Source organism: Streptomyces eurocidicus, assembly GCF_002891295.1.
Classification (GTDB): Bacteria; Actinomycetota; Actinomycetes; order Streptomycetales; family Streptomycetaceae; genus Streptomyces; species Streptomyces eurocidicus.
Genome location: NZ_LGUI01000004.1, coordinates 19,139 through 42,216, shown reverse-complemented (window position 1 = coordinate 42,216; position 23,078 = coordinate 19,139). Strand labels below are relative to the sequence as shown.

The following is a 23,078-nucleotide window of genomic DNA, read 5'->3' as shown; positions in this document are numbered from 1 at the left end:
CCTCGTGGTCACTGTGGAACGGCGCGGGTGGAGCGGGGGGCTGCCGGCTGAGCGGGCTTGGCGAAGTCCGGTGCGGTTCGGCAGCGCCCGAAGGGGCGCGGGGAACTGCGCGACCAGCCACGACGCACCCGCGGACGGCGCACCGGACTTTGCGCGGAGCGCTCAGCCGGCGCTGCGGGTCCGCCGGCCGACGAGCCCGGTCAGCGAGGCGACCGTCGTGCGCGGCGGCTGCCGGAGGTCGCGGTCGGGGTGCAGGACGGTGCGGAACGCGGCCCAGGCGAGTGCGCCGAGGGCGAAGCCGTAGCCGGAGACCAGCCCGTGCCCGTTCTCCTGCGCGAACCACATCGCCAGCCCGAGCACCGGCACGCCGGCCGCGAACAGCCGGTTCTTGCGGACCGCCTTGCCTCGGCCCGCGCCCTCGTCGCCGGGGCCCTGCCCGGCACCCGGGACGGCGGCCCGGCCGGAGTTCTCGTCGGCGCCGCCGCGCAGCAGCAGGGCCGCGGCCAGCGTCGCGCCCAGGAAGTAGGTGGCGCCGGAGCTGCCGGCGAAGTTGCGGGGGTCGGTGCTGTGGGAGGTCTGGCCCCACAGCTTGTCGATCTGCTCCGGCAGCAGGATGCCGGCGGCGAACAGGCCGAGCGTCAGCGGCGCGCCCCAGAACCAGTCGGCGAAGGCCGCGACGGCGGCAAGGGTGGCGATGTTCCAGGCCGCCCCGCCGAAGCCGCCGTTCTGCATGAAGACCGAGGTGACCACGCGCCACCAGCCGGACTTCGACGGGTCCGCGTCGAGCGCGCCCATCGCGCCCGGCCAGCAGAGCTGGAGGGCCACCCCGGCGAGCGCGAGCCCGGTCAGGCCGACGGCCGCCCAGGGGATCCGCCGCCGGCCCAGTGTGCCCTGGCCGACCAGGGCCAGACCGCCGTTGAACATCAGCACCATCAGTGCCGCCGTGGTCACGTTGAACAGCAGAACGTCCATCGCCACCATCCCCCTCCGAGCCGTGTGCAGTTTTGCCGATCATGACGTTAGCGCGACCCGGGGAATTTTCAAACAGTGTTTGAAAGTCGGCACGACTCGCTAAACTACGGCCGTGAAACTGACCGCAGACCGGATCATCGACGCAGGCATGGCGGTGTTCGCCCGGACCGGCTACCACGGCTTCTCCGTGCGCCAGGTCGCGGAGCGGCTCGACGTGCACGCCGGCAGCCTCTACTACCACGTGCCCAGCAAGGCCGCGCTGCTCCAGCTGATGGCCGACCGGGTGGTCCGGCAGGCGTACGAGGCCGGCACCGCCGCCCTGGCCGCGCTGCCCGCGCAGGCGGGCTGGCCGGCCCGGGTCACGGCGCAGGCTGTCGCCCTGCGGCAGAGCATCCGGCAACACCCCGGCGGCGCGATCATGCTCGCCGGCAGCCCGAAGACCCTCAGCCCCGGCGCGCTCTCGCTGATGGAACGGCTGCTCGCCACCCTCGCCGAGGCCGGCGTGCCCCCGGAGCACCGCGGAACCGCCGCCGACACCGTGCTCAGCCACGTCACGGGCTATGTGCTCCAGGAACAGAGCGATCCGCCCGCGGTGCCGGTCGACGCCGAGGACGTCGTCGCCCTCCACCGGAGCTTCCCCCGGACGGTGACCACCGCGGCCGCACACGGCCCGGACGAAAAATTCACCCGCAGCCTGGACCTGCTCTGCGCCGGCATCGGGACGCTGATCCGGCCGCCGTCCGAGGAGCCGCCGGCCGCCGCGCACCGGACGCACGCGCCGAACGGCCCGGCCTGATCCGACTCGAATCGTCGGACAGGCCCCTAGGGAACGTATTGGGTTGTGATCAAGAGGTGCTGCGGGTGAGGTCTTTGATCCAGATCATCGCGGCACGGAGGTGGAGGCCGGCGAGGTAGCTTGCCGGGGTTTGGTCGTATCGAGTGGCGATGCCTCGCCAGGCCTTCATTTTGTTGATCAGACGCTCGACGGTGTTGCGTTCTTTGTAGAGATCGGGGTCGAAGCTGACGGGCCGGCCGCCGGTGCTGCCTTTCTTCTTCCGGTTGGCGGCCTGGTCCTTCTTCTCTGGGATGACTGCTTTGATGCGTCGTTTCCGCAGATGAGCGCGGTTGCCGCGGGAGGAGTAGGCCTTGTCCGCGGCGACCGCGTCAGGCCGGGTGCGAGGGCGGCCGATGCTCTGCCGGATGCGTACCTTCTTCAGCACGGGGATGAACTGCGGGCTGTCGGCGGCCTGTCCCGCGGTCAGCACGATGGCCAGCGGGCGGCACTTTCGATCGCTGGCGAGGTGGATCTTGCTGGTCTGGCCGCCTCTGGAACGTCCGAGCAGGGCGGCTTTCAAACGGACCTGGTGACGGCGCCGGATGCGGCGTCGTGCCTCCCGCTCGAGGCCATCTCCACCGTGTCCGTCTTGTTCTTCCGGGCCACCCCCTTTTGCCGGGCCTTCCCCTCTTCGGCTGAGGCTTTCTCCAGGGCGGCAAGGACGCCGGGGTCCAGATGCATCCCGGCGGCGTCGTGGTGAGCCCTGACCGTGGTGGAGTCCACGCTGACCAGGGACACGTCCACCTCACCCCGCCTCGCCGCCTGTGCGATCGAGGCCTCCAGCAGGGCTTCGAAGACACCGGCGTCCCTCCACTGACGGAAGCGGTTGTGGACAGTCGGCCAGGCGCCGAACTCGGACGGCATCTCCCGCCACTGCCCACCCGTACGAAACCGCCAGATCACGCCCTCGAACTGCTGCCGCAACCGCTCGGGGTAAGGCCCGAACCTGCCTACCGGCAGGAAGGGCTCGATGAACTCCCACTCCACATCCGTCAGTTGCGCTCTCGTCACATATGACGGTCTACCGGACCAGGACCCACCATGAGGTCGAATCGAACAAACTGATCACAATCCGATACACGCCCTAGTCCCCGTCGGCCGCCGCCCGCAGCGCGGCGAGGTCGATCTTCTTCTGCCCGAGCATGGCCCGCACGGCGCGGTCGGCGCGCTCCTTGTCCGGATCGCCGAGGATGTCATCGGCCTGAGTGGGCCACACCTGCCAGCACAGCCCGAACCTGTCCTTGAGCCAGCCGCACTGGATCTCCTGTCCGCCGTCCGCGGTGAGCTTCTCCCAGTAGTGGTCCACCTCTTGCTGGCCGTCACAGTTGATCAGGAACGAGACCGCCTCGGTGAAGGTGAATTCGGGGCCGCCGTCGATGGCGGTGTACGCCTGGCCGTCGAGCTCGAAGTCCACGGTCATCACGGTGCCGGCCTCGCGGGGCCCGGCCTCCCCGTAGTACGTGATGTTGTTGATCCTCGAGTTCGGGAACACCGAGCAGTAGAACTCGGCGGCCTCCTCGCTCCGGGTGTCGAACCAGAGATTCGGGGTGATCTTGGGCATCGCCGTCTCCTGACGTGGCCGGGCATCGTCCTCCCACCAGTACGGACCGGAAGGCCCGGCGGACCTCACCGACACGCCGGTGGGGGTGCGGCTCGGGGCCCGGCCGTGAATTCAGGTGATCACGCGGGCCCGGTCGATCACACTGGGGCCGTGCGACACGAAGAGGAGCAGCCGCTGTCCGGCGGGAACATCAGTGACGGCGTCGTCCGCGTCGGCGACACCGTCCGCCGCCCGGCGGGGCCGTGGACCCCGGCGGTGCACGCGCTGCTCACCCATCTCCACGAGGTGGGCTTCCGGGCGGCTCCCCGCCCCCTCGGCATCGACGAGCGAGGCCGGGAGGTGCTGACCTTCGTGCCGGGCGACGTGATCTGGCCCGACCGCTTCGCCCTGCTGGAGCCCTCTCGGCGGCTGGCCCGCGTCGCACGGCTGGTCAGGGGCTTCCACGACGCCGTGGAAGGTTTCGCACCGCCGGCCGACGCCCGGTGGCGGACGCTCGTCCCGGCCGAGGGAGCCGACATCATCGCCCACCACGACCTGGCGCCGTGGAACCTCGTGGCCGACGGGGAGCAGTGGGCTTTCATCGACTGGGACACGGCCGCTCCCGGCTCCCGGCTCTGGGACGTCGCCTACGCCGTGCACGGCTTCGTCCCGCTCTCCGCGGACCCCGCCCGGCAGCGTGCCGACGCGGCGGACCGCCTGCGCGTCTTCGCCGACGCCTACGGGCTCGACGAGTCCGAACGGCGGCGTCTGGTGCCCCTGCTGGGGCGCCGGACCCGCTCCATGCACGACTTCCTGCGCGACCGGTCCGCCGTGGGCGACCAGCCCTGGACCCGGCTCTAGGCCGAGGGCCACGGCGACACCTGGCGGAACGACACCGAGTACATCGAGCGGCGCGAGGAGGAATGGACGCGCGCGCTCCTCGACGGCTGAGCGGCCCGGGCGCGGCCGGGCAGTACGTCCGCGGCCTCCCGGTACGGGATGATCGGTGGGTGACCCGACCCGTGAAACGAACCTCCTCGCTCGAAGAGCTCGAAGGCGTTCGCCGGCCTCCCCCGCCCGCGGACGCCACCCGCCTCGTCGCGACCGCGCACGACCTGCGCCGCAGGCCCATCGGCACACTGGACGCCGAGGGCCTACGGCTGCTCATCACGCAGGACGTCGGCCTTCCGTACCTCCTCCCCCTGGCCGTCGAACTGCTCCGCGCCGACCCCCTGGTGGAAGGGGACCTCTACGAAGGCGATCTGCTCTCGGCCGCCCTGACGCGGGCGGCCTCGGCGTGGAGCGAGGTGCCGGACGCCGCCCGCGAGCTCCGCGACATCGTCTCCGGTCCGCTCGGGTCCGGCGACCTGCCGCCCTCGCTGCGGGCGGAGGCCGCCGGCTTCCTCGACGTCACCGGGCGGGCCTGACCTCCCCCGCCCCCACGGGCGGGAGGGCCGGTGCCGGCGTCAGCCCGTCGACGACACCGGAGCCGCCTCGGCCTCGTTCCCGGACTGCTGGGCCGGGATCCGGCGTACGCACTCGATGAGGTAGTCGCCGCTGTCCGGGTCGACCGTGACGCCGTGGGTCTCGCTGCGGAAGCCCGGGAAGTGCCGGTCGAAGGTCTCCAGGGAGGTCAGGTAGCGCAGCAGCGGACCGTCCGGGGCGCCGGTGTTCTCACCGGGCATCAGGACGGGGATGCCGGGCGGCGTGACGGTGATCATGGCGGCCGCCACCCTGCCGGACGCGTCGGCCAGCCGCAGCCGCTCGGTGCCACCGCGGATGAGGCGCTGGTAGCAGTGCTGGGGCGGCGTGACGGGCTCGGGCAGGTCCTGGAACGCGGTGTCGAGCAGCTCGACCAGGCGCGCCTCGCGCAGATGGTCGTGCATCTCCTGGCACAGCTCGCGCAGGGTCCGGCCGGTGTAGCGCTGAGGGTACGCGGCGACCAGTTCCGGCAGCAGGTTCGCCAGCGGCGTGTCCTGGTCGTAGAGCGCCTTGAAGTCCATCAGGGCGTCCATCAGGGTGCCCCACTTGCCCTTGGTGATGCCCATGGAGAACAGGATGAGCGTGGTGTAGCTGTCCGTCTTCTCCACCACGATGTTCCTGGTGGCGAGATAGGCCGTGAGGACACGGGCGGGAATGCCCCAGTCGGCCATGTGCCCCGTGGCGTCGATGCCGGGGCAGGTCAGGGTGACCTTGACGGGGTCGAGGAGGCAGTAGCCCTCGGCGAGGCCGGGGAAGCCGTGCCAGTCGGCGCCGGGCTCCAGTTGCCAGCAGGAGGGTTCGGTGCGCAGCAGTTCGGCCGGGGCGTCGGCGAAGGGCAACCGGGCGCCGGTGGCCGGGTCGGTCACCGTCCCGGGCTGCCAGACGCCGAAGAACCAGCCGGGCCGGTCCCCGGCGGCCGCCATGCGCCGGCCGATGCGCACGACCGTCTGACGGAAGCGGACGGCCTCGGCCACCGCCTCGTCGATCAGCCAGTGGCCCTGCGGCCCGTCCATCATCGCGGTGGCCACGTCCAAGGAGGCGATCATGGGATACAGCGGCGACGTGGTGCCGTGCATCATAAACGCCTCGTTGAAACGATCGTGCTCCACCGGCGCCCGGGGCGCGGGCTTGACGTGCACCATGGCGCTCTGCGACAGCGCGGCCAGCAGCTTATGGGTGGACTGGGTGGAGAAGACCGTGGGCCGCTCGGGCTCCGGGAAGGTGTCGGGGCCCACCGCCATGCCGTAGCGCCCGGCGTAGAGCGGGTGGAAGCGGGCGTACGCGAACCACGCCTCGTCGAAGTGCAGCCGGGGCGTGCTGGGCGCGAACGCCCGGGCGACCTGGAGGGCGTCGTAACACAGCCCGTCGTAGGTGGAGTTGGTGAGCACCGCGTACTGGGCGTCGGGGGAGACGGCGCCCTGGGTCAGCGGGTTGCCCGCGATGCGGGCGGCGACCGCGTCGGCGCGGATCCCGGCGGGTGGCAGGGGGCCCGCCAGGCCGTAGCCGTTACGGGTGGGGACGAGGTAGACCGGCCGGGCCCCGGAGAGGACGAGGCCGTGCAGGACGGACTTGTGGCAGTTCCGGTCCACGAGCGCGATCTCGTCGTGGGTGACGCTGAAGTGGCCGACCATGCGGTCGCACGTGGAGTCGCCGTGCAGGACGAAGTAGGTGCGATCGGCCCCGAAGACGCGGGCGGCGTTGCGCTCCGCCTCCCCGATGGGGCCGGTGTGCTCGAAGAGCGAGCCGAGCTCCTCGACCGAGATGGAGAGGTCGCTGCGCAACAGCCGCTCCCCGAAGTAGTCGTGGAAGGCCCGGCCGACCGGCGACTTGAGGAAGGCGACCCCGCCGGAGTGGGCGGGGGTGTGCCAGGAGTACTCGTGCGCGTCGTCGAAGCGCCGCATCGCCTTGAAGAACGGCGGCAGCACGGCCTCCTGATAGCCGTGGGCGGCGGTCGCGATCCGCCCCGCGATGAAGGACGCGGTGTCCTCCAGCGGCCACACATAGCCGACCACGGTCTCCGCCACCCACAGCGGCAGGTGCTCGAAGTCCTCGCCCGCCGTGATCAGGAAGACCGGGAGGTTCTGGAACCGCCGCCCGACCTGCCGCAGCACGGCGGGGCCGCCCGACTCGCCGCCGGTCCCGCCGTCCTCCGGCAGGGCCCAGTCCACCACCGCCGCGGCCAGCCCGGCCTCGGTGCGCAGCACCGCCCGGGCGTCCTCGCCCGAGGAGACCCAGCGGACCTCGAAGCCGTCGGCTTCCAATTCCTTGTGGATCCTGCGCAGTTGCTCGACTCCGGCACCTCCGCTCCCGGGAAGGTCGCGTACCGCGAACAGGACGGTTCCGTCAGTCATCATGCCCCTCTGCGCATATCGGAGTACGGTCGATCGGCCCGCCGCGTCGCGCGGCACCGGAGTGACAAACGGACGACCATCGAAGCCGATTTCGCGACCGCGCCGAAACCACCCTGACGAGGGAAATCCCAAGGCCGGGTGGTCAGGGACCCGACATCCCGCTCAACACCTTGAGGGCTTCGCCCGTACGCCACCCCCGCTGTCGCCCCAGCACCGGACACGCCGAACAAGCTCATGGGTCGCCTTCTGGGAGCAGGACGAGCGGGATCAGCGGAAGGCTTGGGCAGCTCTGTTGTCTTTGCCGCCGAGAGTGAGATCCGCGCCTTGGAGAGCGCGGCCGACGTTGAGGAGGACCGCTCCGCGGTCGTGGCACACGTAGGTGGTGGAGTCGTATCGGCGCGTTTCGAAGAGGCTGAGTAGAACCCCTTGCCCCAAGCAGTCGACACTGACGAGGGGACGCTGGTCGGCCTCGGAGTCCTGCGCGACGGCGACAGGGCCGACGCACGCGACGAGGGTGGCCGCGGCCAGCAGGGCTGCCGGCGTCTTCATTGTCACAGCCGGTTGATGAACTTGTCGGTGTTGACCGATCCGGGGTTCGCGATCGGGAAGAACACGACTCCCTGACGGAAGTTGTCCAGGTCGAGGAGTGCGGACCTGTCGGTATTGCGGAACCGTCGGTCGGAGACGCTGCCGGGGCTGAGGATGGGCCCGGTAATGCCCTGCTGGAAGTTCTGCACGCTCAAGAGGGGTCTGATGCCGGTTGAGGAACCTGCCGTCTGTAGGGAGCGGGCGGAGGAATACCGACGCCGCGGCTGGTGGCGTCCGGAGCTCTTGGACGAAATGGCTCTGCTCGGTGCCCGTACGAGACCACACGCGTGCGCCCTGGTGGACGGAGAGCGCAGGATGTCCCACGCCCAGTTGGCCGCGGGCGTCACCCGGGCAGCGGCGTATCTGCGGAGCCTGGGGATCAGGCGCGGTGATCGGGTGCTGGTACAGCTGCCCAACAGCCTGGAACTCGCAGTCCTGCTCCTTGCCCTGTGCCGCATGGGGGCGCCCGCCGTCCTGGCCTCTCCCGTGCTGCGCTCCCATGAGCTCGATCGCATCACTTCGATCACAGAACCGACGGCAGTGGCTGCCCCGGGCATCGTCGACGGCTTCGACTACCTGAACCTGGCCCGGGCGCTGCGCTCCCGGCACCCCTCCATCGCCCTGCTGCTCATCACTGACCGAACCCGGCAACTGCAACAGGGGGAGGCAGTGTTCGATTCGGAATGCGGCCACTCTCCGGAGCCGGCACCGGCAGCGTGTGGAGAGGAACCGGCCTCACCGTCGGAGACCGCGCTCTACCTGCACTCCTCCGGGACAACGGGCCCGGCGAAGCTGATGGCCAGGACCCATGAGGATTACGGCTGCCTGATCAGGGCGACCAGCGAGGTCCTCGGCGTCTCATCCGACTGGGTGTACCTGGCTGTTCCACAGCTGACGCAAACCTTTGCGCTGTCGAACCCGGGCCTCCTCGGCGTCCTGGCGGCGGGCGGCACCGTGGTGATCGCCCCCGCCAACCGGACGCCGGAGGCGCTCCGCCTGATTGAACGCGAAGGCGTGACGCACACTTCCACTTCCCCTACCGGTCTTCGCCAACTGCTGGCGGCGGATCGCATGGGAAGAGACCTCTCCACCTTGCGGGTAGTACAGGTGGGCGGCGCCATTCTGCAGTCCCATGAAGTGCGCGCCGCCACCCACGCCCTGGACTGTCACGTTCAGCAGGTCTACGGCATGTCGGAGGGCATGGTGAGCCTGACCCGACTCGATGATCCGCCCCACGTCCTGACCCATGCACAAGGCCGGCCGGTCGGCGCCGGCACCGAGATCCGGATCACGACCGGCAGCGGGATCTCCGCAGCGCCCGGTGAGTCCGGCGAGCTCCTCACCCGCGGCCCGTCCGTCATCCCCGGCTATTTCCGTGACCCGCCCGCTACGCGGCAGGCATTCACCGAGGACGGCTTCTACCGCACGGGCGACCTGGTCAGACAGGACGAGTCAGGAAACCTCGCCGTGGTGGGAAGGATTAAGAACCTCATCAACTGGAGCGCCTTGAAGATCTGCGCCGAAGAACTCGAAGCGCTGGCGGGCATCCACCCCGCTGTCGCCGACTGCGCCGCGGTCGGAAAGCCCCACGACATCTATGGGGAGACCGTCTGCCTCTTCCTCACTCTGCGCCCGGGCCAGGACCCTCCCCTGCTGGAGGAGATGCGGTCCTTCCTCAAGGAAGAAGGCATCGCGGTCTACAAGCTTCCACAGCGTATGGAGGTACTGGACACTCTGCCCATGGTCGGGAACGGGAAGGCCGACAGAGCGGCCCTGCGGTCCCTGGCCGCCTCCCTCGCCGGTCGCGCGGCCCATCCCGACACCGGTGACCGGTGAGCTGCTGGAGGTACCGGACGTCGGCCGGGCGGCCCCACCGCCGTCCCGCAGGGCCCGGTCGGCCCGAAGCCCAGCACGGTCGCAGAGCTCGCGGCGGCCACATGCCGCGGCCCCCGGGTCGCACCCCGTGCCCGACATGCGCCCTTCGCCGGTACGGGCCAGTCTGGTGGTACCCGATCCTCCGAGATCCCCGTACAGGAGGCAGGACCGTGGGCAAGAAACAGACCCGGCAGAACCGCGGCGCGCGCACCGGCGGGCACGAGCCCCGCGCCACCGCGGAGACGAAGGAGCAACCGAAGGCACCGGTCACCCGGGAGGTGAATTCTCCGACCCCGGAGGTGGCCCACAAGCAGCCGCGGAAGTTCGGTCACAACTGATCGCCGGCGGCCGGCGGGGGCATGGCCGGCACCCCGGCCACGCCCACCCGTCCGCTACCTCGAAGGACGCGCGTAAGGAGTCATCGGCACCGGTGCGGCCCTGCCGGCCGGCCATGACCCGGTGCCCTGCCCCACCCCCGGGCTCACCGGCCGGGGAGAATCCTGATCACGAGCCGCGGAGGAGCCGCCTGCGCGGCCGTCCCGGCGGGGTTCCGCCGGATCGGGAACGAGGAGGGGTCCGGTGTCGGATCGTCAGCTGGCAGGGGGCGAGCCCGTCGCGCCGACGGTGCTCGAGCAGGAAGGGCGCTTGCACCGGCATCTGGGGTTCTGGGGGCTGACCGCGATCGGCTTCTCGAACATCGTCGGTTCGGGCTGGCTCTTCGCCGCCATGTACGCGGCCCAGACGGCCGGGCCCGCCGCCCTGCTGTCCTGGGTCGGCGCGGGGCTGCTGTGCGGTCTCGTCGCGCTCGTCATGATCGAACTGGGGGCGTCACGGCCGGAGGGCGGCGGCACGGTGCGCTGGCCGCTGTACGCGAGCGGCCGGCTGGTCGGCACGCTCGTCGGGTGGTCGGTGCTGCTGTCGGTGGGCGGCACCGCCGCCGAGATCAGCGCGATCATGCAGTACGCCGACCACTACCTCCCGGACATCTACGACGGCGGTACGCTCAGCCCGTTCGGCCTGGGCGTGGCCGTGGCGCTGAGCGTCCTGCTGACGGCATTGAACTGGTTCACGGTGCGGGCGTTCGCCCGGCTCAACAACCTCGTCTCGGTGTTCAAGGTCCTCGTGCCGGTGGTCACGGTGATCGCGCTGTTCGCCTCGGGCTGGCACTCGGGGCGCCTCACCGACCACGGCGGCTTCGCGCCGTACGGATACGCCGCGTGCCTGTCCGCGCTCGCCGGTGGCGGCATCGTCTATTCGGTCAACGGCTTCCAGGCGCCGCTGGACTTCTCGGGCGAGACGCGCAATCCCCGCCGCACCCTCCCGGCGTCCGTGCTGACCGCCATCGCGCTGGCGGTACTGATGTACCTGGCCCTGCAACTGGCCTTTCTCTTCACGGTCCCCGAGAACCTGCTCGGGCACGGCTGGCAGGGCGTCAGCTTCGAGTCGCCCTTCGGCCAGCTGGCGCTGATCCTCAATCTGCACTGGCTGTCCAGCCTGCTCTACGCGGACGCGGTGGCCTCCCCCGGCGGGTCGGCGTACGTGGGCGTGGCCCTCAACGCCCGGCACACCTACGCCCTCGCCAAGAACCGCACGATCCCCCGGTTCTTCATGCGGGTCGGCGAGCGCTACGGCATCCCGCACCGGGCGCTCCTGCTGAACCTCGTCGTGATCGTCCTCTTCCTCCTGCCGTTCGGCGGCTGGCAGCACATCGTCAGCGTCATGGGCGACATGTACCTGCTCATCTACGCCGCCTCCGCCGTGGCCGTCGCCGTCTTCCGGGCCGGTCCCGGCCGGGAGAGGATGGCCGGCTGGGTGCCGGGGCTGCGCTGGATCGCACCCGTGAGCTTCGTCGTGGCCAGTGAGTTCGTGTACTGGTCGGGCTGGCACGACCTGCGTCTGGCGCTGCCGCTCGTCCTGGCCGGACTGCTGCTGTTCCTGGCGATGTGGCGCACCGGGCACAACGAGCGGTCGCTCGGCGAGGAACTGCGCACGGGCGCCTGGCTGGTGGTCTATCTGGGCGCGCTGACGCTCCTGTCGTGGCTCGGCACCTTCAAGGGTTCGGGACGGCTGCCCGCGCCCTACGACTCGGTCACCGTCGCCGTCGTCACGCTGGGCATCTTCTTCTGGGCGGTCCGGTCGGGCACCCGGCAGATGTTCGCGTCGCACACACCGTCCTGACGCGCCGCGCACCCGCCCGGAGTGGCGAGGAGGACAACCTCCGCGACGGCATGACCGTCGGGGAGCTGTGCGACGCCACCATTCGCTTCAGCGACAACCTCGCGGGCAACCTGCTGCTCCGCGAGCTCGGCGGCCCCACGGCGATCACCCGTTTCTGCCGCTCGATCGGGGACCGGACGACCCGGCTCGACCGCTGGGAGCCGGAGCTGAACACCGCGGAGCCGTCGCGCGTCACGGACACCACCAGCCCCCGGGCCATCGGGCGGACCTACGGGCGGCTCGGCCGGGCTGCTGGCGGCGGCGCTCGGCTGACCGGCCGTCCGGGGGCCCGGCGGGGCCTGCTCGTCTCCCCCGCCGGGACCGTCAGGGGAGACGGGTGTCCAGCAGGTCGGTGACGAACTTCCGCAGCCGGCCCGACCGTACGGGCAGCACCCCGTGGACGAGCTGCGCACCGTAGGCGAGGGCGACGCCCGCCGGTGCCCCGGTGACCCACCGGGTGCGGACGGCGTCCCGCAGCCATACGGGCTCGGTTTCGTGCCGGTTCGGATGCGGCAGTCTCCGGGTGAGGCCCGTGCCCGCCGCGTACCCTTCCCGTTCGCCCACCACCTGGCCGCTCCACACGGTCGCGGAGGCCGTGGTCTCGACGTAGAACTCGCCGCCCGCGTCCGCCTGCTCCAGCGTGACGCCGATCCGCCCGATGCGGCGCGGCGCGACGGCGGGCTCGGGAATGCCGTCGATGTGCGCGGGCACCTCCCGCCCCGCCGTCAGCTCGGTGTACCCCCACGGGGCGTCCGCGGCGACCGAGGGCAGCACGTGCCGGAGGACGGGCAGCGCGCGGGCGGTGGCCTCCCGCAGGATCGCCTGGGCGTCGCCGGGTGCCCGGACGACCTCGGCCTGCGTCCCCGGCGTCCAGCCGCTCGCCGCGAGCTCGTCGTCCATGATCTTGCCGAGCTGCGCCAGTTCGTCCGGGGACAGGAACCCCTCGACGGACTGCAGGGCCAGGGTCTCGCTCAGATGGATCACGACCGGCTCCCTCCGCATGGAACGGATGACGTCTCTCCGGCAGTGTCGTGCGCCGGTCGCCGGTCGGGGAGACGAGTACCGGCCTCGGGCGCGCACCCGGCTCCGGCCGGAGACCTCAGCCCGCGTCCAGGCCGTTGACCATGCGGTCGAGGAGCCGGGCGAACGTCTCGTCGGGCGTCGTCGGCCGCGCGGGCCCGGCGAGGACCCCGGCGAGTTCCGGATGGCGGCCGTCCGCGGCGACGGCCGCGAGGTAGCGGGCCTCGGCCGCGGCCCGGTCCGGCTCCCCCGCGACGGCGGACTGCGCGACCTCGTGCGCGACGTGCCCCGCGACGAAGCCGGTGAGCAGGCTGAAGACCTCCAGTCGCGCGCCGCCGTCCAGCCTGCTGGGGCGCAGGGCGGCCAGCACGACCTCCAGGACCGCCAGGGTGCGGGGGCCGAGGGTCCGGCGGCCGGGCAGCGCGGCGGGCAGCCAGGGGTGACGGAGCATGAGGGCGCGCTGGGCGTGGGCGACGGCTTTCAGGTCGGCCCGCCAGTCCCCGGTGGGGAGCCCCGGCATGACGTGCTCGCCGCTGACGTGGTCGATCATCAGCTCGACCAGCGTCTCCTTGTCGGGGACGTAGCTGTAGAGCGACATGGCGCCCGCGCCGATCTCCGAGGCCACCCGGCGCATCGTGACGCCGCCGAGCCCCTCGGCGTCCGCGAGCGCGACGGCCGCCGCCGCGATCACCTCACGGCTGAAGGCGGGCGGGCGCCCCCGGCGCGGCCGGGCGGGGCGCAGCCAGAGCTCTTCGGGGTCGACGCGCGGGGCGTCGGAGGCGTCACCGCGGGCCACGGCGCTGTTCCTCTCACTCGGTTCGGCAGGGGTGCGTGCGGCACCCATCCAAGCAGGGCTTATTCTCGTACATCGTACGGAAACAAGCGCGACCATGGACAGGGGAGAGACCCATGACGCCATCGCACCCGCAGGACGTCGCACCGAGGACCACCTGGACCGCACCCCCGGGCAGGGCGCCGCTGTCCTCTCGGTTGATGAGGGCGACATGGCGCGGCCTCCCCGCCCGGCGGTACGACGTCGGCTGGGAGCCGGGGCTCGTCGTACCGGCCGCCGACGGCAGCCCCTTGATCACGGACCACTACTTCCCGCGCGGGCGGGGCGACTTCCCGACCGTCATGGTGCGCTCGCCCTACGGCCGGGGCCTGCCGTGGTCGCCGATGTACGGCGTCCTCCTCGCCGAGCAGGGGTTCCATGTGATCCTGCAGAGCTGCCGGGGGACGGGCGGTTCGGGAGGGGCGTTCGACCTGTGGCGCAACGAGGCCGCGGACGGGCAGGCCACGGTGGCCTGGTTGCGCGACCGGCCCTGGTTCGACGGACGGCTGGGCACGGCCGGCCCCAGCTATCTGGGGTACACGCAGTGGGCGCTCGCCCTGGACCCGCCGCCGGAGCTGCGGGCGATGGCGGTCCAGGTCGGTCTGCACGACCCGCACGCCCTGTTCCACCCGCACGGCGCGCCCCGCCTGGAGGACACCCTCGCCATCGGCGTCGGGATGACCTACCAGCACCGGGGGATCACCCCGTTCCTGCGCGCGACGCTGCGTCTCCGGCGCCACCTGCCCGACATCACCCGGAAGCTGCCGCTGCGCGAAGCCGTCCGGCCCGTCCTCGGTGACGAAACGCCTTGGTTCGACGAGGTGCTGAGCCGCCCCGACGCCGCCGATCCCTACTGGGAGGGCGCCTCCACGGCCGCCGCGGCCGACCGGGCGACGGTGCCCGTATGCCTGGTCTCCGGATGGCACGACATACTGCTCGACCAGACCGTCGAGCAGTACGACCGGCTGCGCCGGGCCGGCTGTGACACCAGCCTGCTCATCGGCCCCTGGACACACACCTCGGCCCTCCAGCGCGGCTGGCCCGATGTGTTCGCCGACACCCTCGCCTGGCTGCGCGCGCACCTGTGCGACGACCCCTCCGGTCTGCGCCCCACCAGGGTCCGCGTACACACCGGCGGCCGGGACGCCGGATGGCGGGACCTCGACGACTGGCCCGCCTCCCCGGCCGGGGAACACTGGTTCCCGGCACCCGGCGGGCGGCTCACCGCCGAGGAGCCCGCGTCCCCCGGGCCGCTCGCGTCCTTCCGCCACGACCCGGCCGATCCCACGCCCTCCGTCGGCGGGCAGCTCCTCTCCCCCTCGGCCGGCGCCCGCGACAACACGGCCCTGGAGGCCCGCGAGGACGTCCTGACCTTCACCGGGCCGCCGCTCACCGAACCCCTGGAGATCCTCGGCCCGGTCTCCGCGCGGCTGCGGGTGTCCACCGACACCGGGCACGCCGACGTCTTCGCCCGGCTGTGCGACGTCGACGCGGCGGGCCGCTCGACGAACGTCTGCGACGGACTGGTCCGGCTCGACCCACGGCGCGAGGACCCGTCGGAAGCGACGGTGCCGATGAGCTCGACCGCCCACCGCTTCGCCGCCGGGCACCGCGTCCGCCTGCAGATCTCCGGAGGCGCCCACCCGCGCTTCGCCCGCAACACCGGCACCGGCGAACCCGTGCTCGACGCGACGGCTCTCGCCCCGGTACGGATCACCCTGCACGCCCCCTCGGCGCTGATCCTGCCCCGGGCGGGGGCTACCGGGCCCGGCGGCTCGCCCGCCGACGGGTCAGCGGCGCCTTACGGGCCGGACGGCGCCCGGGAGTGATGCGAGGGGGTCCCTGGACGGTGGCGCTCCGCCCGCCACCGCTCCCCCACCCGCCTCCGACCGGCCGTCGGGGCGGCCCGAGGGACGGCCTCCCTTGGCAGCGGGCGAGCATCACCGGTTCCAAGGTGCCGCCTGTTCCTCGGGCGACTCCGACTCCCTCGCCTGCCCGGCCGGGGCGTTCGCCGGCGCGTACCTCGGTGCGGGGGCGTGGCCCCGGGAGTGGGCGGAGCGGATCGGGTACCGGGACGAACTCATGGCGCTCGGCACGCTCCGGGACGCCTGACGGGTCCTCACCTCCCGTACTGGTGCGGAAGGTCCGGCAGCCCGCCGGTACCGCGCTCCCGCTCGGCGCCGGACTGCGCGAGGACGCGCCGGAGCCAGCGGGTACGGGCGTCGCGGGCGTCCCGGCTGAGGGCCGCCTGCGGGGCGATGGTGTCGAAGCCGTGGCACGCTCCGGGCCATACGTGCAGTTCGGCCTGGCCGCCGGCCCGCCAGATCGCGTCGGCGTAGGCCACGCCCTCGTCCCTGAAGGTCTCGGCCGACCCGACGTCGATGTAGGCCGGGGGCAGCCCGGACAGATCCGTGGCGCGGGCGGGCGCCGCGTAGGGCGGCAGGTCCGCGGCGCCGTACCGGTCGCCCAGGAACGCCTGCCACGCGGTCGCGTTGGAGGTCCGGTCCCAGGTGTCGATGCCGGCCAGTTGGTGACTGGAGAAGGTCTCGCCGCGGTCGTCGAGCATCGGGCACAGGAGAAGCTGCCCGATCGGTGCGGGCCCGCCCCGGTCACGGGTGAGCAGGGCGAGTGCCGCGGCGAGGCCGCCGCCGGCGCTCTTCCCTCCGACGATGATGCGGTCCGCGTCGATGCCCAGGCCGGCCGCGTGCTCGGCCGCCCAGACGAATCCGGCGTAGCAGTCCTCCACCGGTCCGGGGTACCGCGTCCGCGGCGCCAACCGGTACTCGACGGAGACGACGGCCAGCCCCAGCGGGAGGGCCCATTCGCGCAGCAGCCGCGGCAGGACGGACCAGGCGTTACCCATGATCATTCCGCCACCGTGCAGGTAGTACAGCAGCGGCAGCGGCCCCGTGGCCCCTGCGGGCCGCGCGCTGACGAGCGTGACGTCCCGTCCGGCCGGCGGTCCGGGCACCCGCAGCTCCTCGACCTCGAAGCGGCCGTCGGCCCGGAGTTCCCGGAGGGTCGGCCTGGACCGGGCCGCGGCGTCCCGCTCCTGCCGCGCCGCGAGGTTCTCCGGGGTGAACGGCTCCCTCGCCGCGTTCCCCAGGGCGGCCAGCGCCGCGCCCAGTTCGGGGTCGAAAGGGGGCGCGTTCCCGGGCTCGGGCGCCCGGTTCCCCGTACTCATGACAGTCCGTCACACCGGACGAGGGCGGCCCGGCCGGAACGGCTCGTCGGCACACCCGTACACACGGGGAACGTTCGCGCGACACTCATGCGGCGTAGTCAATCATCCGCCGGGGCGGCGCGCGGCCGGTCGAGGCCCTCGGGGGCACCCTGCGGTCCTCGGGCCCGGCGTGCCCGAGGACCGCGCGACGCACGGTGCGCCCCGACGGGGTCCGTCGAAGGCCGGATGTTTGACGGAGCGTCAATCCTTCGGGTGCTCGGCCTTGTGGTCCGCCTGGTGACCAGCCTTGTGATCGGCCTTGCGGTCCGTCTTGTGACCGGCCTTGCGGTCCGTCTTGTGATCGGACCTGTGGCCGGTCTTCGGGTGTCCGGCCTGGGCCGGCTCGGACTGCGGCCGCTTCGGCAGCGGCGGCTTGACCCAGCCCTTCTTCACCAGCTCGTCGCAGTGCCACTTGGCGTGGGCCGGGGTCTCCCCGCGCTTCTTGGCGACGCGGAAGCAGTCCGCGTAAGGGAAGGGCGGCTTGTCGTCGCGCGCCTGAGGGCGGGACACCGGGGCGGCCTCGGCCGCCGTGGCCACCGAAGCGCCCACCCCACCGGCCATGAGGGTCGCGGCGAGGACGATACTCATCCGACGCACAGCATTTCTCCTTCTCCCACTCCGAAACACGGTGCTCCGGACACGTTCAGAGACGTCCCCCATGCTTCAACGGGGAGCGTCCGCCGGACAAGGCGACTCGCCACAGCGGGGCGGGGCGCGCGCACGCACGAAGGGGGCTCGCCCGGAAATCCCGCGAATCCGGCCGTCGCGTCCGCCACCATGGCGGGAGGGAACGTACGGACCGCCCTCGTACCGCCGCACCACCCCGCTCGCGCGCCACCGCTTTCCGACCCATCCCCGGAAAGGCCGTCATGACCGCACGCACGGAGCAAGAACCGCCGCGGCGCCCGGAGGCCGCGGGCCTCGAAGCGTCCGGGGACCTCCGCACCGGCACACCGGAGGCGCGATGAGGTTCCCGCGCGGGGGCGCCCCCGCCGCGCTCCCCCTGTCGGACAGCGAGAAGCTGCTCTTCGGCGGAGCGCTGCGCTACGACAAGTCGTTCACCCGGAACGAGACACCGCTCACCCGCCTGTCGTTCTGGCACATGGCCCGTCAATTCCCGGCGATGACGGGCATGGTCGGCCGGGCGGCCTGGCGCGAGGACCCCAGGGCCCTCCTGACGCTGCTGGCGGCCGAGCTGGGGCAGGGCCTCATGCGGGCGTTCGTGCTGGTCGCCACCAACCGGGCGCTGGTGGCCCTGTTCTCCTCGGAGCCGACGGCCGAGCGGCTGCGGCAGGCGGCCCCCGCGCTCCTCGGCGGAATGGCGGTCACCGCGGTCGCCGCCCTGCTGTCGGCCGTCTCGGTGGCCGCCGCCGGGCGGCTGGAACCCAAGGTGGAGCGGGCGTGCACGGCCCGCTTCTACCGCGCCGCCGTCCGGGTGGAGCTGGCCGCGATGGAGGACGAGACGGTCCACCGCGCCCTGGACGCGGGCCGGTTCGGCACCGACTCGGTGCGCAGGATGCTCGGCTCCTCGGTCATGGTGCTCAACGCGCTGGTCGGCATGGTCGCGGCGGCCGCCGTCCTGGCCGTCCTGCATCCCGTCCTGGTGCTGACGCTGCTCCTGATCGCCGCCCCGAAGGGCTGGGGCGCGGTCGTCTCCGTCCGGCGCCAGTACGTGTCCCGGCACGTCTGGCTCGAACACCGGCGGGCGATCGACGTCATCACGCACGCGCTCGTCCAGCAGGACACCGCCCCGGAGATCCGCGCCCACTCCGCGGGCCGGCTGCTGGTCGGCGCCTACGACGACATGGCCGCCACCGTCGGCGCGGAGCAGCAGCGGCTGGCCCGCGCGAAGGCCCTGACGCAGACGGCGACGTCCTCGGTGTCCGGCCTCGCGGCCCTCGGGGCGTACGCGGTGCTGTGGCTGCTGCTGGCCCGGGGCGGCATGCCGCTGGCCGTCGCCGGTACCGCGGTGATCGCCGTACGGACCGCCGGCGCCGGCCTCAACTCCGTGGTGATGCAGTTCAACCGCATGTACGAGGAGTCCATGTACCTCCGTGACCTGGAGGAGGCGTGCCGCGTCGCGGAGCGGCACGCCATCCCCGCGGGCGGCGTCCCGCTGCCCGACGGGATGACGGAGGTCCGGCTGGAGAAGGTGTCGTTCACCTATCCCGGCGCGCCCGCCCCGGCCCTGCGCGAGGTGAGCCTGACGATTCCCCAGGGCAAGGTGGTGGCCCTGGTGGGTGAGAACGGCTCCGGCAAGACCACGCTGTCCAAGCTGGTCGCCGGGCTCTACGTGCCCACGTCGGGCACGCTCCGGTGGAACGGGGTGGACGTCCTGGAGGCCGACCGGGACGCGGTCTTCGACCGGGTCGCCGTGCTCGGCCAGGACTTCCCGCACTGGCCGATGACCGCCCGCGCCAACATCCACATCGGCCGCAGCGACGTCCCCCTGGACCAGGGCCGGGTACGGCGCGCGGCCGCCGAGGCCGATGCCGAGGGCATCATCGAGTCGCTGCCCCACCGGTGGGACAGCCTGGTTCTCAAGGGGTTCGAGCGCGGCACCCAGCTCTCCGGCGGGCAGTGGCAGCGGCTGGGCAGCGCCCGCGCCCGTTACCGCCGCGCGCCCCTGCTGATCGTCGACGAGCCGACGTCGGCCCTCGACCCCAAGGCGGAGATCGACGCCTTCCGGGCGCTGCGCTCGCTGACCGGGGACGGCACCACCGTCCTGCTCATCACCCACCGGCTGGCGGCCACGGCGAGCGCCGACCTCATCTACGTGCTCGACGGCGGCAGCCTCGTCGAACAGGGCAGCCACGAGGAGCTGATGGCCCTGGAGGACGGCGCGTACCGGTTCGCGTACGAGATCCAGGCCGCCCAGTACGGGCTGAGCCCCTCCTCCGACGGCCACGTCCCCCGCCCCGCCCGCCCGGCCGGCGCCATGCCACCGGCGCCATCGGGAGCGGACGGGACGTAGCCGGCCGTCCTGCCGCCGGTCCTACTCGACGACGAGCTCGACGGGGATGTTGCCCTGGGTGGCCTTGGAGTACGGGCAGAGCTGGTGGGCCTGCTCGACGAGGCGAGTGCCGGTCTCGCCGGTGAGGCTGTCGGGGAGTTCGACGCGGAGGGTGACGGCGAGGCCGAAGCCGGTGTCGTCCTTGCCGATGGAGACCTCGGCGGAGACCGAGACGTCCTTGGTGTCGATCTTCGCCTCACGGCCGATCAGGCCGAGGGAGCTGGCGAAGCAGGCCGCGTAGCCGGCGGCGAAGAGCTGCTCGGGGTTGGTGCCCCGGCCGTTGCCGCCGAGGGCCGGGGGCATGGCCAGGGCGAGGTCGAGCTGCCCGTCCGAGCTCACGGTGCGGCCCTCGCGGCCGTTGGTGGTGACGGCGGCGGTGTACAGCACGTCCATGGGAGATCCCCTTCGATTCGTCGGTGGTGCGGAGGTCCGGTGATCCGTTCCCCGCGGACACAACGATTGCACACGATTCAGTTGTGCGCAATTAAATGGAGCGAGGGATACCCTGGGGCCATGACCACGCAGCCCCTCCCCCTCCCGGACAACGCGGAGCTGCTCCGCCTCGACCACCAGGTCTGCTTCTCGCTGAACGCCGCGGCACGGGCCTTCGGCGGCGTCTACCGCGACGCCCTCAAGGACCTCGGTCTGACCTATCCGCAGTACCTGACCATGCTCGTCCTGTGGGAGGAGTGCGCCCCCCAGCCCGTCAAGGCCCTCGGCGAACGGCTGCGCCTCGACTCCGGCACCCTCTCCCCGCTGCTCAAGCGCCTGGAGGCGGCCGGCCTGGTGGTGCGCGAGCGCAGCGCGGAGGACGAGCGCTCGGTCGTGGTCCGCCTCACGCGGGCGGGCGAGGAGCTGCGCGAGCGCGCGCTGCCCGTACCCAGCCTCATCGCCACCGCGACGGGGCTGTCGCGGGAAGAGGCCCACACCCTCCGCGCGCTGCTGGAGAAGCTCACCGGCAACCTCGACACCGCGCACGGCGGGAGATGACAAGGACGCCCGGCGCCCGCCGCCGCTTCACCGGACCCACCCGGTACGGCTGCTAATGTCCCGAACGTGAGCGAAGGTGACAGTTGCGTACCCCGTGTACTGATCGTCGATGATCATCCGCTCTTCCGGGACGGACTCAAGGCCGCGCTGGAGAGCCCGGGCGGCGCCGTCGTCGTCGCCCAGGCCGAGACCGGGGGCGAGGTCCCCGAAGCCGTGGCCCAGCACGGTCCGGACATCGTCGTGATGGACCTCTCGCTGCCCGACATCTCCGGCATCGAGGCGACGCGGCGGCTGGCGCGCACCCACCCGGACCTGCCCGTCCTGATGCTCACCATGTCCGACGACGACAGCAGCCTCCTCTCCGCGCTGCAGGCCGGCGCCCGGGGCTACATCGTCAAGGGCGCCGGGGCGGAGGAGGTCCTCCACGCGGTGCGCACCGTCGCCGCCGGCGGCGCCGTCCTCGGGTCCGACATCGCCACCCGGCTGACGACCCTCCTCACCGCCAATCCGCACCACCACACCGAGCACCTCTTCCCCGCCCTCACCGCGCGCGAGATCGAGGTCCTCGAACTCATCGCCCAGGGGCTCGACAACCGGCACATCGCCCGGCGGCTCGTCCTCTCCGAGAAGACGGTCCGGAACCACATCACCCATATCTTCGACAAGCTCCACATCAGCACCCGCGCCCAAGCCGTGGCCAAGGCCCGCGACGCCGGTCTCGGCAACCCGGAGCAGAGTCCCTGAACCACGGGCGCCCCCCGGCCGACACCGCGCACCCGTAGCGGGAGGTTTGACAGGGAAACAGCGTTTTCCCCCACCTCTGACGACGATCATTGGAGAAGTGGGCGCGCCATGGCCTCTCCACCGGCCGCGACGCGCACGGGGCACCTGGGGAGGGGTGGGCGATGAGGTCGGGCGAGGTACGGGCTGTCATAGCCGCGATCGCGGCGGCCGCGCTGGCCGGAGCGGCGCTGCTGACACCGCCGCCGGCGGGCGCCGCGCCCGTGCGCACCGCGGCCGTGAGCGGTCACGGCCGGACGCGGGCGGCGATGGACGCGGCCGTCGGCGCGGGCGTCCCCGGGGTCCTCGCCCGGGCCCGGGACGCCGACGGCGCGTGGTCGGGTTCGGCCGGTGTCGCCGACATGAGGACCGGACGGCCGCCCGGCCCGGCGGACCGGTTCCGCGCCGGCAGCATCAGCAAGACGTTCGTCGCGACGGTCGTCCTCCAGCTGGAGCACGAGGGCCGGCTGAGCGTCGACGACACGGTCGAGAAGTGGCTGCCCGGGGTCGTCCGGGGGAACGGCAACGACGGCCGGAAGGTCACCCTCCGGCAGCTCCTCGGCCACACCAGCGGGATCTTCGAATACGCCCACGACCCCGCCGTCCACGGTCGCGGCGAGGAATACCTGGAACACCGCTACGACACATGGGAGCCCCGGCAGCTCGTCGCCGTCGCCATGAAGCACGCGCCCTACTTCGCCCCCGGCACCGGCTGGAGGTACGCGAACACCAACTACGTGCTGGCCGCGATGGTCGTCGAGCGGGCGACGGGGCACCCGTACGGGACCGAGGCGCGGCGGCGGATCGTCGAGCCGCTCGGCCTGCGCTCCACGGTCCTCCCCGGGACGGACAGCGGCCTGCCCGCACCCGCCGGGCGGGCCTACACCGCGTTCCCCGAGGACCCCGGGCCGACCGACGTCACCGAGATCGATCCCTCCCTCTTCTGGGCAGCCGGCGACCTCGTCACCAGCGCCGCCGACCTGGACCGCTTCTACTCCGCGCTGCTGCGGGGCGGGCTGCTGCCGCCCGCGCAGCTGAGGGAGATGACCACGGTCCGCCCGCTCACGGGCGTCGGCTCCTTCACGGGGTACGGCCTGGGGCTCGCCCGGTACCGGACGTCCTGCGGCAAGGAGCTGTGGGGGCACGACGGGAGCGTCCCCGGCACCCAGGTCATGGCCTTCGCCACCCGTGCCGCGGAGCGCCTCCTGGTCACCTACTTCAACACCAACGTGTTCCTGCTGACGCCGCGGGCGGGCGACGTCGTCGACGCGGAGTTCTGCTGACCTCGCCCGCGGGCTCCCGGCCCCTCCCGGCCGGCGCGGTGCGGGTCCCGTCGTGGCGCGCGGCGTTCGCGCCGGGC

21 protein-coding genes and 3 pseudogenes are annotated in these 23,078 nt (G+C 72.4%); 13 read left to right on the top strand and 11 right to left on the bottom strand.

Annotated elements, in window-relative coordinates; all coding sequences use genetic code 11:
- Positions 1-162: 162 nt before the first annotated feature.
- The gene (locus AF335_RS14675; protein ID WP_102919231.1) at positions 163-972 is read right to left on the bottom strand and encodes a hypothetical protein; all 810 of its coding nucleotides are present in this window, start codon (positions 970-972) and stop codon (positions 163-165) included.
- Positions 973-1,084: 112 nt separating this feature from the next.
- On the opposite strand from AF335_RS14675, the gene AF335_RS14670 reads away from it, so the two are divergent.
- Positions 1,085-1,768: a TetR/AcrR family transcriptional regulator gene (locus AF335_RS14670; protein WP_102918830.1), complete on the top strand. Its 684-nt coding sequence runs from the start codon at positions 1,085-1,087 to the stop codon at positions 1,766-1,768.
- 49 nt (positions 1,769-1,817) lie between these two features.
- Here AF335_RS14670 and AF335_RS14665 read toward each other — a convergent pair.
- A pseudogene (locus tag AF335_RS14665) lies at positions 1,818-2,818 on the bottom strand (IS5 family transposase).
- A 73-nt stretch (positions 2,819-2,891) separates the two neighbouring features.
- Positions 2,892-3,368 (bottom strand): VOC family protein, encoded by a 477-nt coding sequence (locus tag AF335_RS14660; protein WP_102918829.1) that lies wholly within the window; start codon positions 3,366-3,368, stop codon positions 2,892-2,894.
- A gap of 150 nt (positions 3,369-3,518) precedes the next feature.
- On the opposite strand from AF335_RS14660, the gene AF335_RS14655 reads away from it, so the two are divergent.
- Together AF335_RS14655 and AF335_RS14650 are read left to right on the top strand one after the other, a co-directional pair.
- Positions 3,519-4,208 (top strand): phosphotransferase, encoded by a 690-nt coding sequence (locus AF335_RS14655; RefSeq protein WP_244927022.1) that lies wholly within the window; start codon positions 3,519-3,521, stop codon positions 4,206-4,208.
- A 149-nt stretch (positions 4,209-4,357) separates the two neighbouring features.
- Positions 4,358-4,774: a contact-dependent growth inhibition system immunity protein gene (locus tag AF335_RS14650; RefSeq protein ID WP_244927021.1), complete on the top strand. Its 417-nt coding sequence runs from the start codon at positions 4,358-4,360 to the stop codon at positions 4,772-4,774.
- A gap of 39 nt (positions 4,775-4,813) precedes the next feature.
- Here AF335_RS14650 and AF335_RS14645 read toward each other — a convergent pair whose 3' ends face one another.
- The 3 genes from AF335_RS14645 to AF335_RS14635 all read right to left on the bottom strand — a co-directional run bounded on the left by AF335_RS14645 (position 4,814) and on the right by AF335_RS14635 (position 7,923).
- A complete protein-coding gene (locus AF335_RS14645) occupies positions 4,814-7,180 on the bottom strand; it encodes an Orn/Lys/Arg family decarboxylase (protein WP_102919230.1) in 2,367 nt (788 codons plus the stop codon).
- Positions 7,181-7,447: 267 nt separating this feature from the next.
- Entirely contained in the window at positions 7,448-7,735 is a 288-nt protein-coding gene (locus tag AF335_RS14640) for a hypothetical protein (RefSeq protein WP_146045523.1), read from the bottom strand.
- Entirely contained in the window at positions 7,732-7,923 is a 192-nt protein-coding gene (locus tag AF335_RS14635; RefSeq protein WP_170127696.1) for a hypothetical protein, read from the bottom strand. The genes AF335_RS14640 and AF335_RS14635 overlap by 4 nt, the downstream gene beginning before the upstream one ends.
- Here AF335_RS14635 and AF335_RS14630 point away from each other — a divergent pair.
- The 4 genes and pseudogenes from AF335_RS14630 to AF335_RS14620 form a co-directional block, all read left to right on the top strand.
- Positions 7,883-9,604, top strand: coding sequence for an AMP-binding protein (locus tag AF335_RS14630; protein WP_102918826.1), 1,722 nt, complete (start codon positions 7,883-7,885; stop codon positions 9,602-9,604). The genes AF335_RS14635 and AF335_RS14630 overlap by 41 nt on opposite strands.
- Positions 9,605-9,813: 209 nt before the next feature.
- Positions 9,814-9,981 (top strand): hypothetical protein, encoded by a 168-nt coding sequence (locus AF335_RS34620; protein WP_170127694.1) that lies wholly within the window; start codon positions 9,814-9,816, stop codon positions 9,979-9,981.
- Between the two features lie 307 nt (positions 9,982-10,288).
- The gene (locus AF335_RS14625) at positions 10,289-11,821 is read left to right on the top strand and encodes an APC family permease (protein ID WP_221505845.1); all 1,533 of its coding nucleotides are present in this window, start codon (positions 10,289-10,291) and stop codon (positions 11,819-11,821) included.
- A gap of 32 nt (positions 11,822-11,853) precedes the next feature.
- Positions 11,854-12,102: pseudogene (locus AF335_RS14620) on the top strand (serine hydrolase); the annotation flags it as partial.
- Between the two features lie 82 nt (positions 12,103-12,184).
- On the opposite strand, the gene AF335_RS14615 reads toward AF335_RS14620, so the two are convergent.
- Both AF335_RS14615 and AF335_RS14610 read right to left on the bottom strand, forming a co-directional pair.
- Positions 12,185-12,844, bottom strand: coding sequence for a hypothetical protein (locus tag AF335_RS14615; RefSeq protein WP_146045522.1), 660 nt, complete (start codon positions 12,842-12,844; stop codon positions 12,185-12,187).
- Between the two features lie 115 nt (positions 12,845-12,959).
- On the bottom strand, positions 12,960-13,676 hold the full coding sequence (locus tag AF335_RS14610) for a TetR/AcrR family transcriptional regulator (protein ID WP_244927020.1): 717 nt from the start codon (positions 13,674-13,676) through the stop codon (positions 12,960-12,962).
- A gap of 113 nt (positions 13,677-13,789) precedes the next feature.
- Between AF335_RS14610 and AF335_RS14605 the strand changes: the two genes are divergently transcribed.
- Positions 13,790-15,541, top strand: coding sequence for a CocE/NonD family hydrolase (locus tag AF335_RS14605; protein WP_102918822.1), 1,752 nt, complete (start codon positions 13,790-13,792; stop codon positions 15,539-15,541).
- Between the two features lie 127 nt (positions 15,542-15,668).
- Positions 15,669-15,824: pseudogene (locus AF335_RS14600) on the top strand (ADP-ribosylglycohydrolase family protein); the annotation flags it as partial.
- Positions 15,825-15,831: 7 nt separating this feature from the next.
- Here AF335_RS14600 and AF335_RS14595 read toward each other — a convergent pair.
- Entirely contained in the window at positions 15,832-16,896 is a 1,065-nt protein-coding gene (locus AF335_RS14595; RefSeq protein WP_102918820.1) for an alpha/beta hydrolase, read from the bottom strand.
- A 240-nt stretch (positions 16,897-17,136) separates the two neighbouring features.
- Positions 17,137-17,532: a hypothetical protein gene (locus tag AF335_RS35080; RefSeq protein ID WP_184744018.1), complete on the bottom strand. Its 396-nt coding sequence runs from the start codon at positions 17,530-17,532 to the stop codon at positions 17,137-17,139.
- A 367-nt stretch (positions 17,533-17,899) separates the two neighbouring features.
- Here AF335_RS35080 and AF335_RS14585 point away from each other — a divergent pair, with 367 nt between their 5' ends.
- Positions 17,900-19,909: an ABC transporter ATP-binding protein gene (locus tag AF335_RS14585; RefSeq protein ID WP_102918819.1), complete on the top strand. Its 2,010-nt coding sequence runs from the start codon at positions 17,900-17,902 to the stop codon at positions 19,907-19,909.
- A gap of 21 nt (positions 19,910-19,930) precedes the next feature.
- Here the strand turns inward: AF335_RS14585 and AF335_RS14580 are convergent, their stop codons facing one another.
- Positions 19,931-20,341 (bottom strand): organic hydroperoxide resistance protein, encoded by a 411-nt coding sequence (locus tag AF335_RS14580; protein ID WP_102918818.1) that lies wholly within the window; start codon positions 20,339-20,341, stop codon positions 19,931-19,933.
- Positions 20,342-20,461: 120 nt separating this feature from the next.
- Here AF335_RS14580 and AF335_RS14575 point away from each other — a divergent pair, with 120 nt between their 5' ends.
- The 3 genes from AF335_RS14575 to AF335_RS14565 all read left to right on the top strand — a co-directional run bounded on the left by AF335_RS14575 (position 20,462) and on the right by AF335_RS14565 (position 23,001).
- Entirely contained in the window at positions 20,462-20,938 is a 477-nt protein-coding gene (locus tag AF335_RS14575) for a MarR family winged helix-turn-helix transcriptional regulator (protein WP_102918817.1), read from the top strand.
- A gap of 66 nt (positions 20,939-21,004) precedes the next feature.
- Complete coding sequence (locus AF335_RS14570) at positions 21,005-21,682, top strand: response regulator transcription factor (protein WP_102918816.1); 678 nt, start codon at positions 21,005-21,007, stop codon at positions 21,680-21,682.
- A 161-nt stretch (positions 21,683-21,843) separates the two neighbouring features.
- Positions 21,844-23,001 carry a serine hydrolase domain-containing protein gene (locus AF335_RS14565; protein WP_102918815.1) on the top strand — a complete coding sequence of 386 codons (1,158 nt, stop codon included), beginning with the start codon at positions 21,844-21,846 and terminating at the stop codon, positions 22,999-23,001.
- Positions 23,002-23,078: the final 77 nt, after the last annotated feature.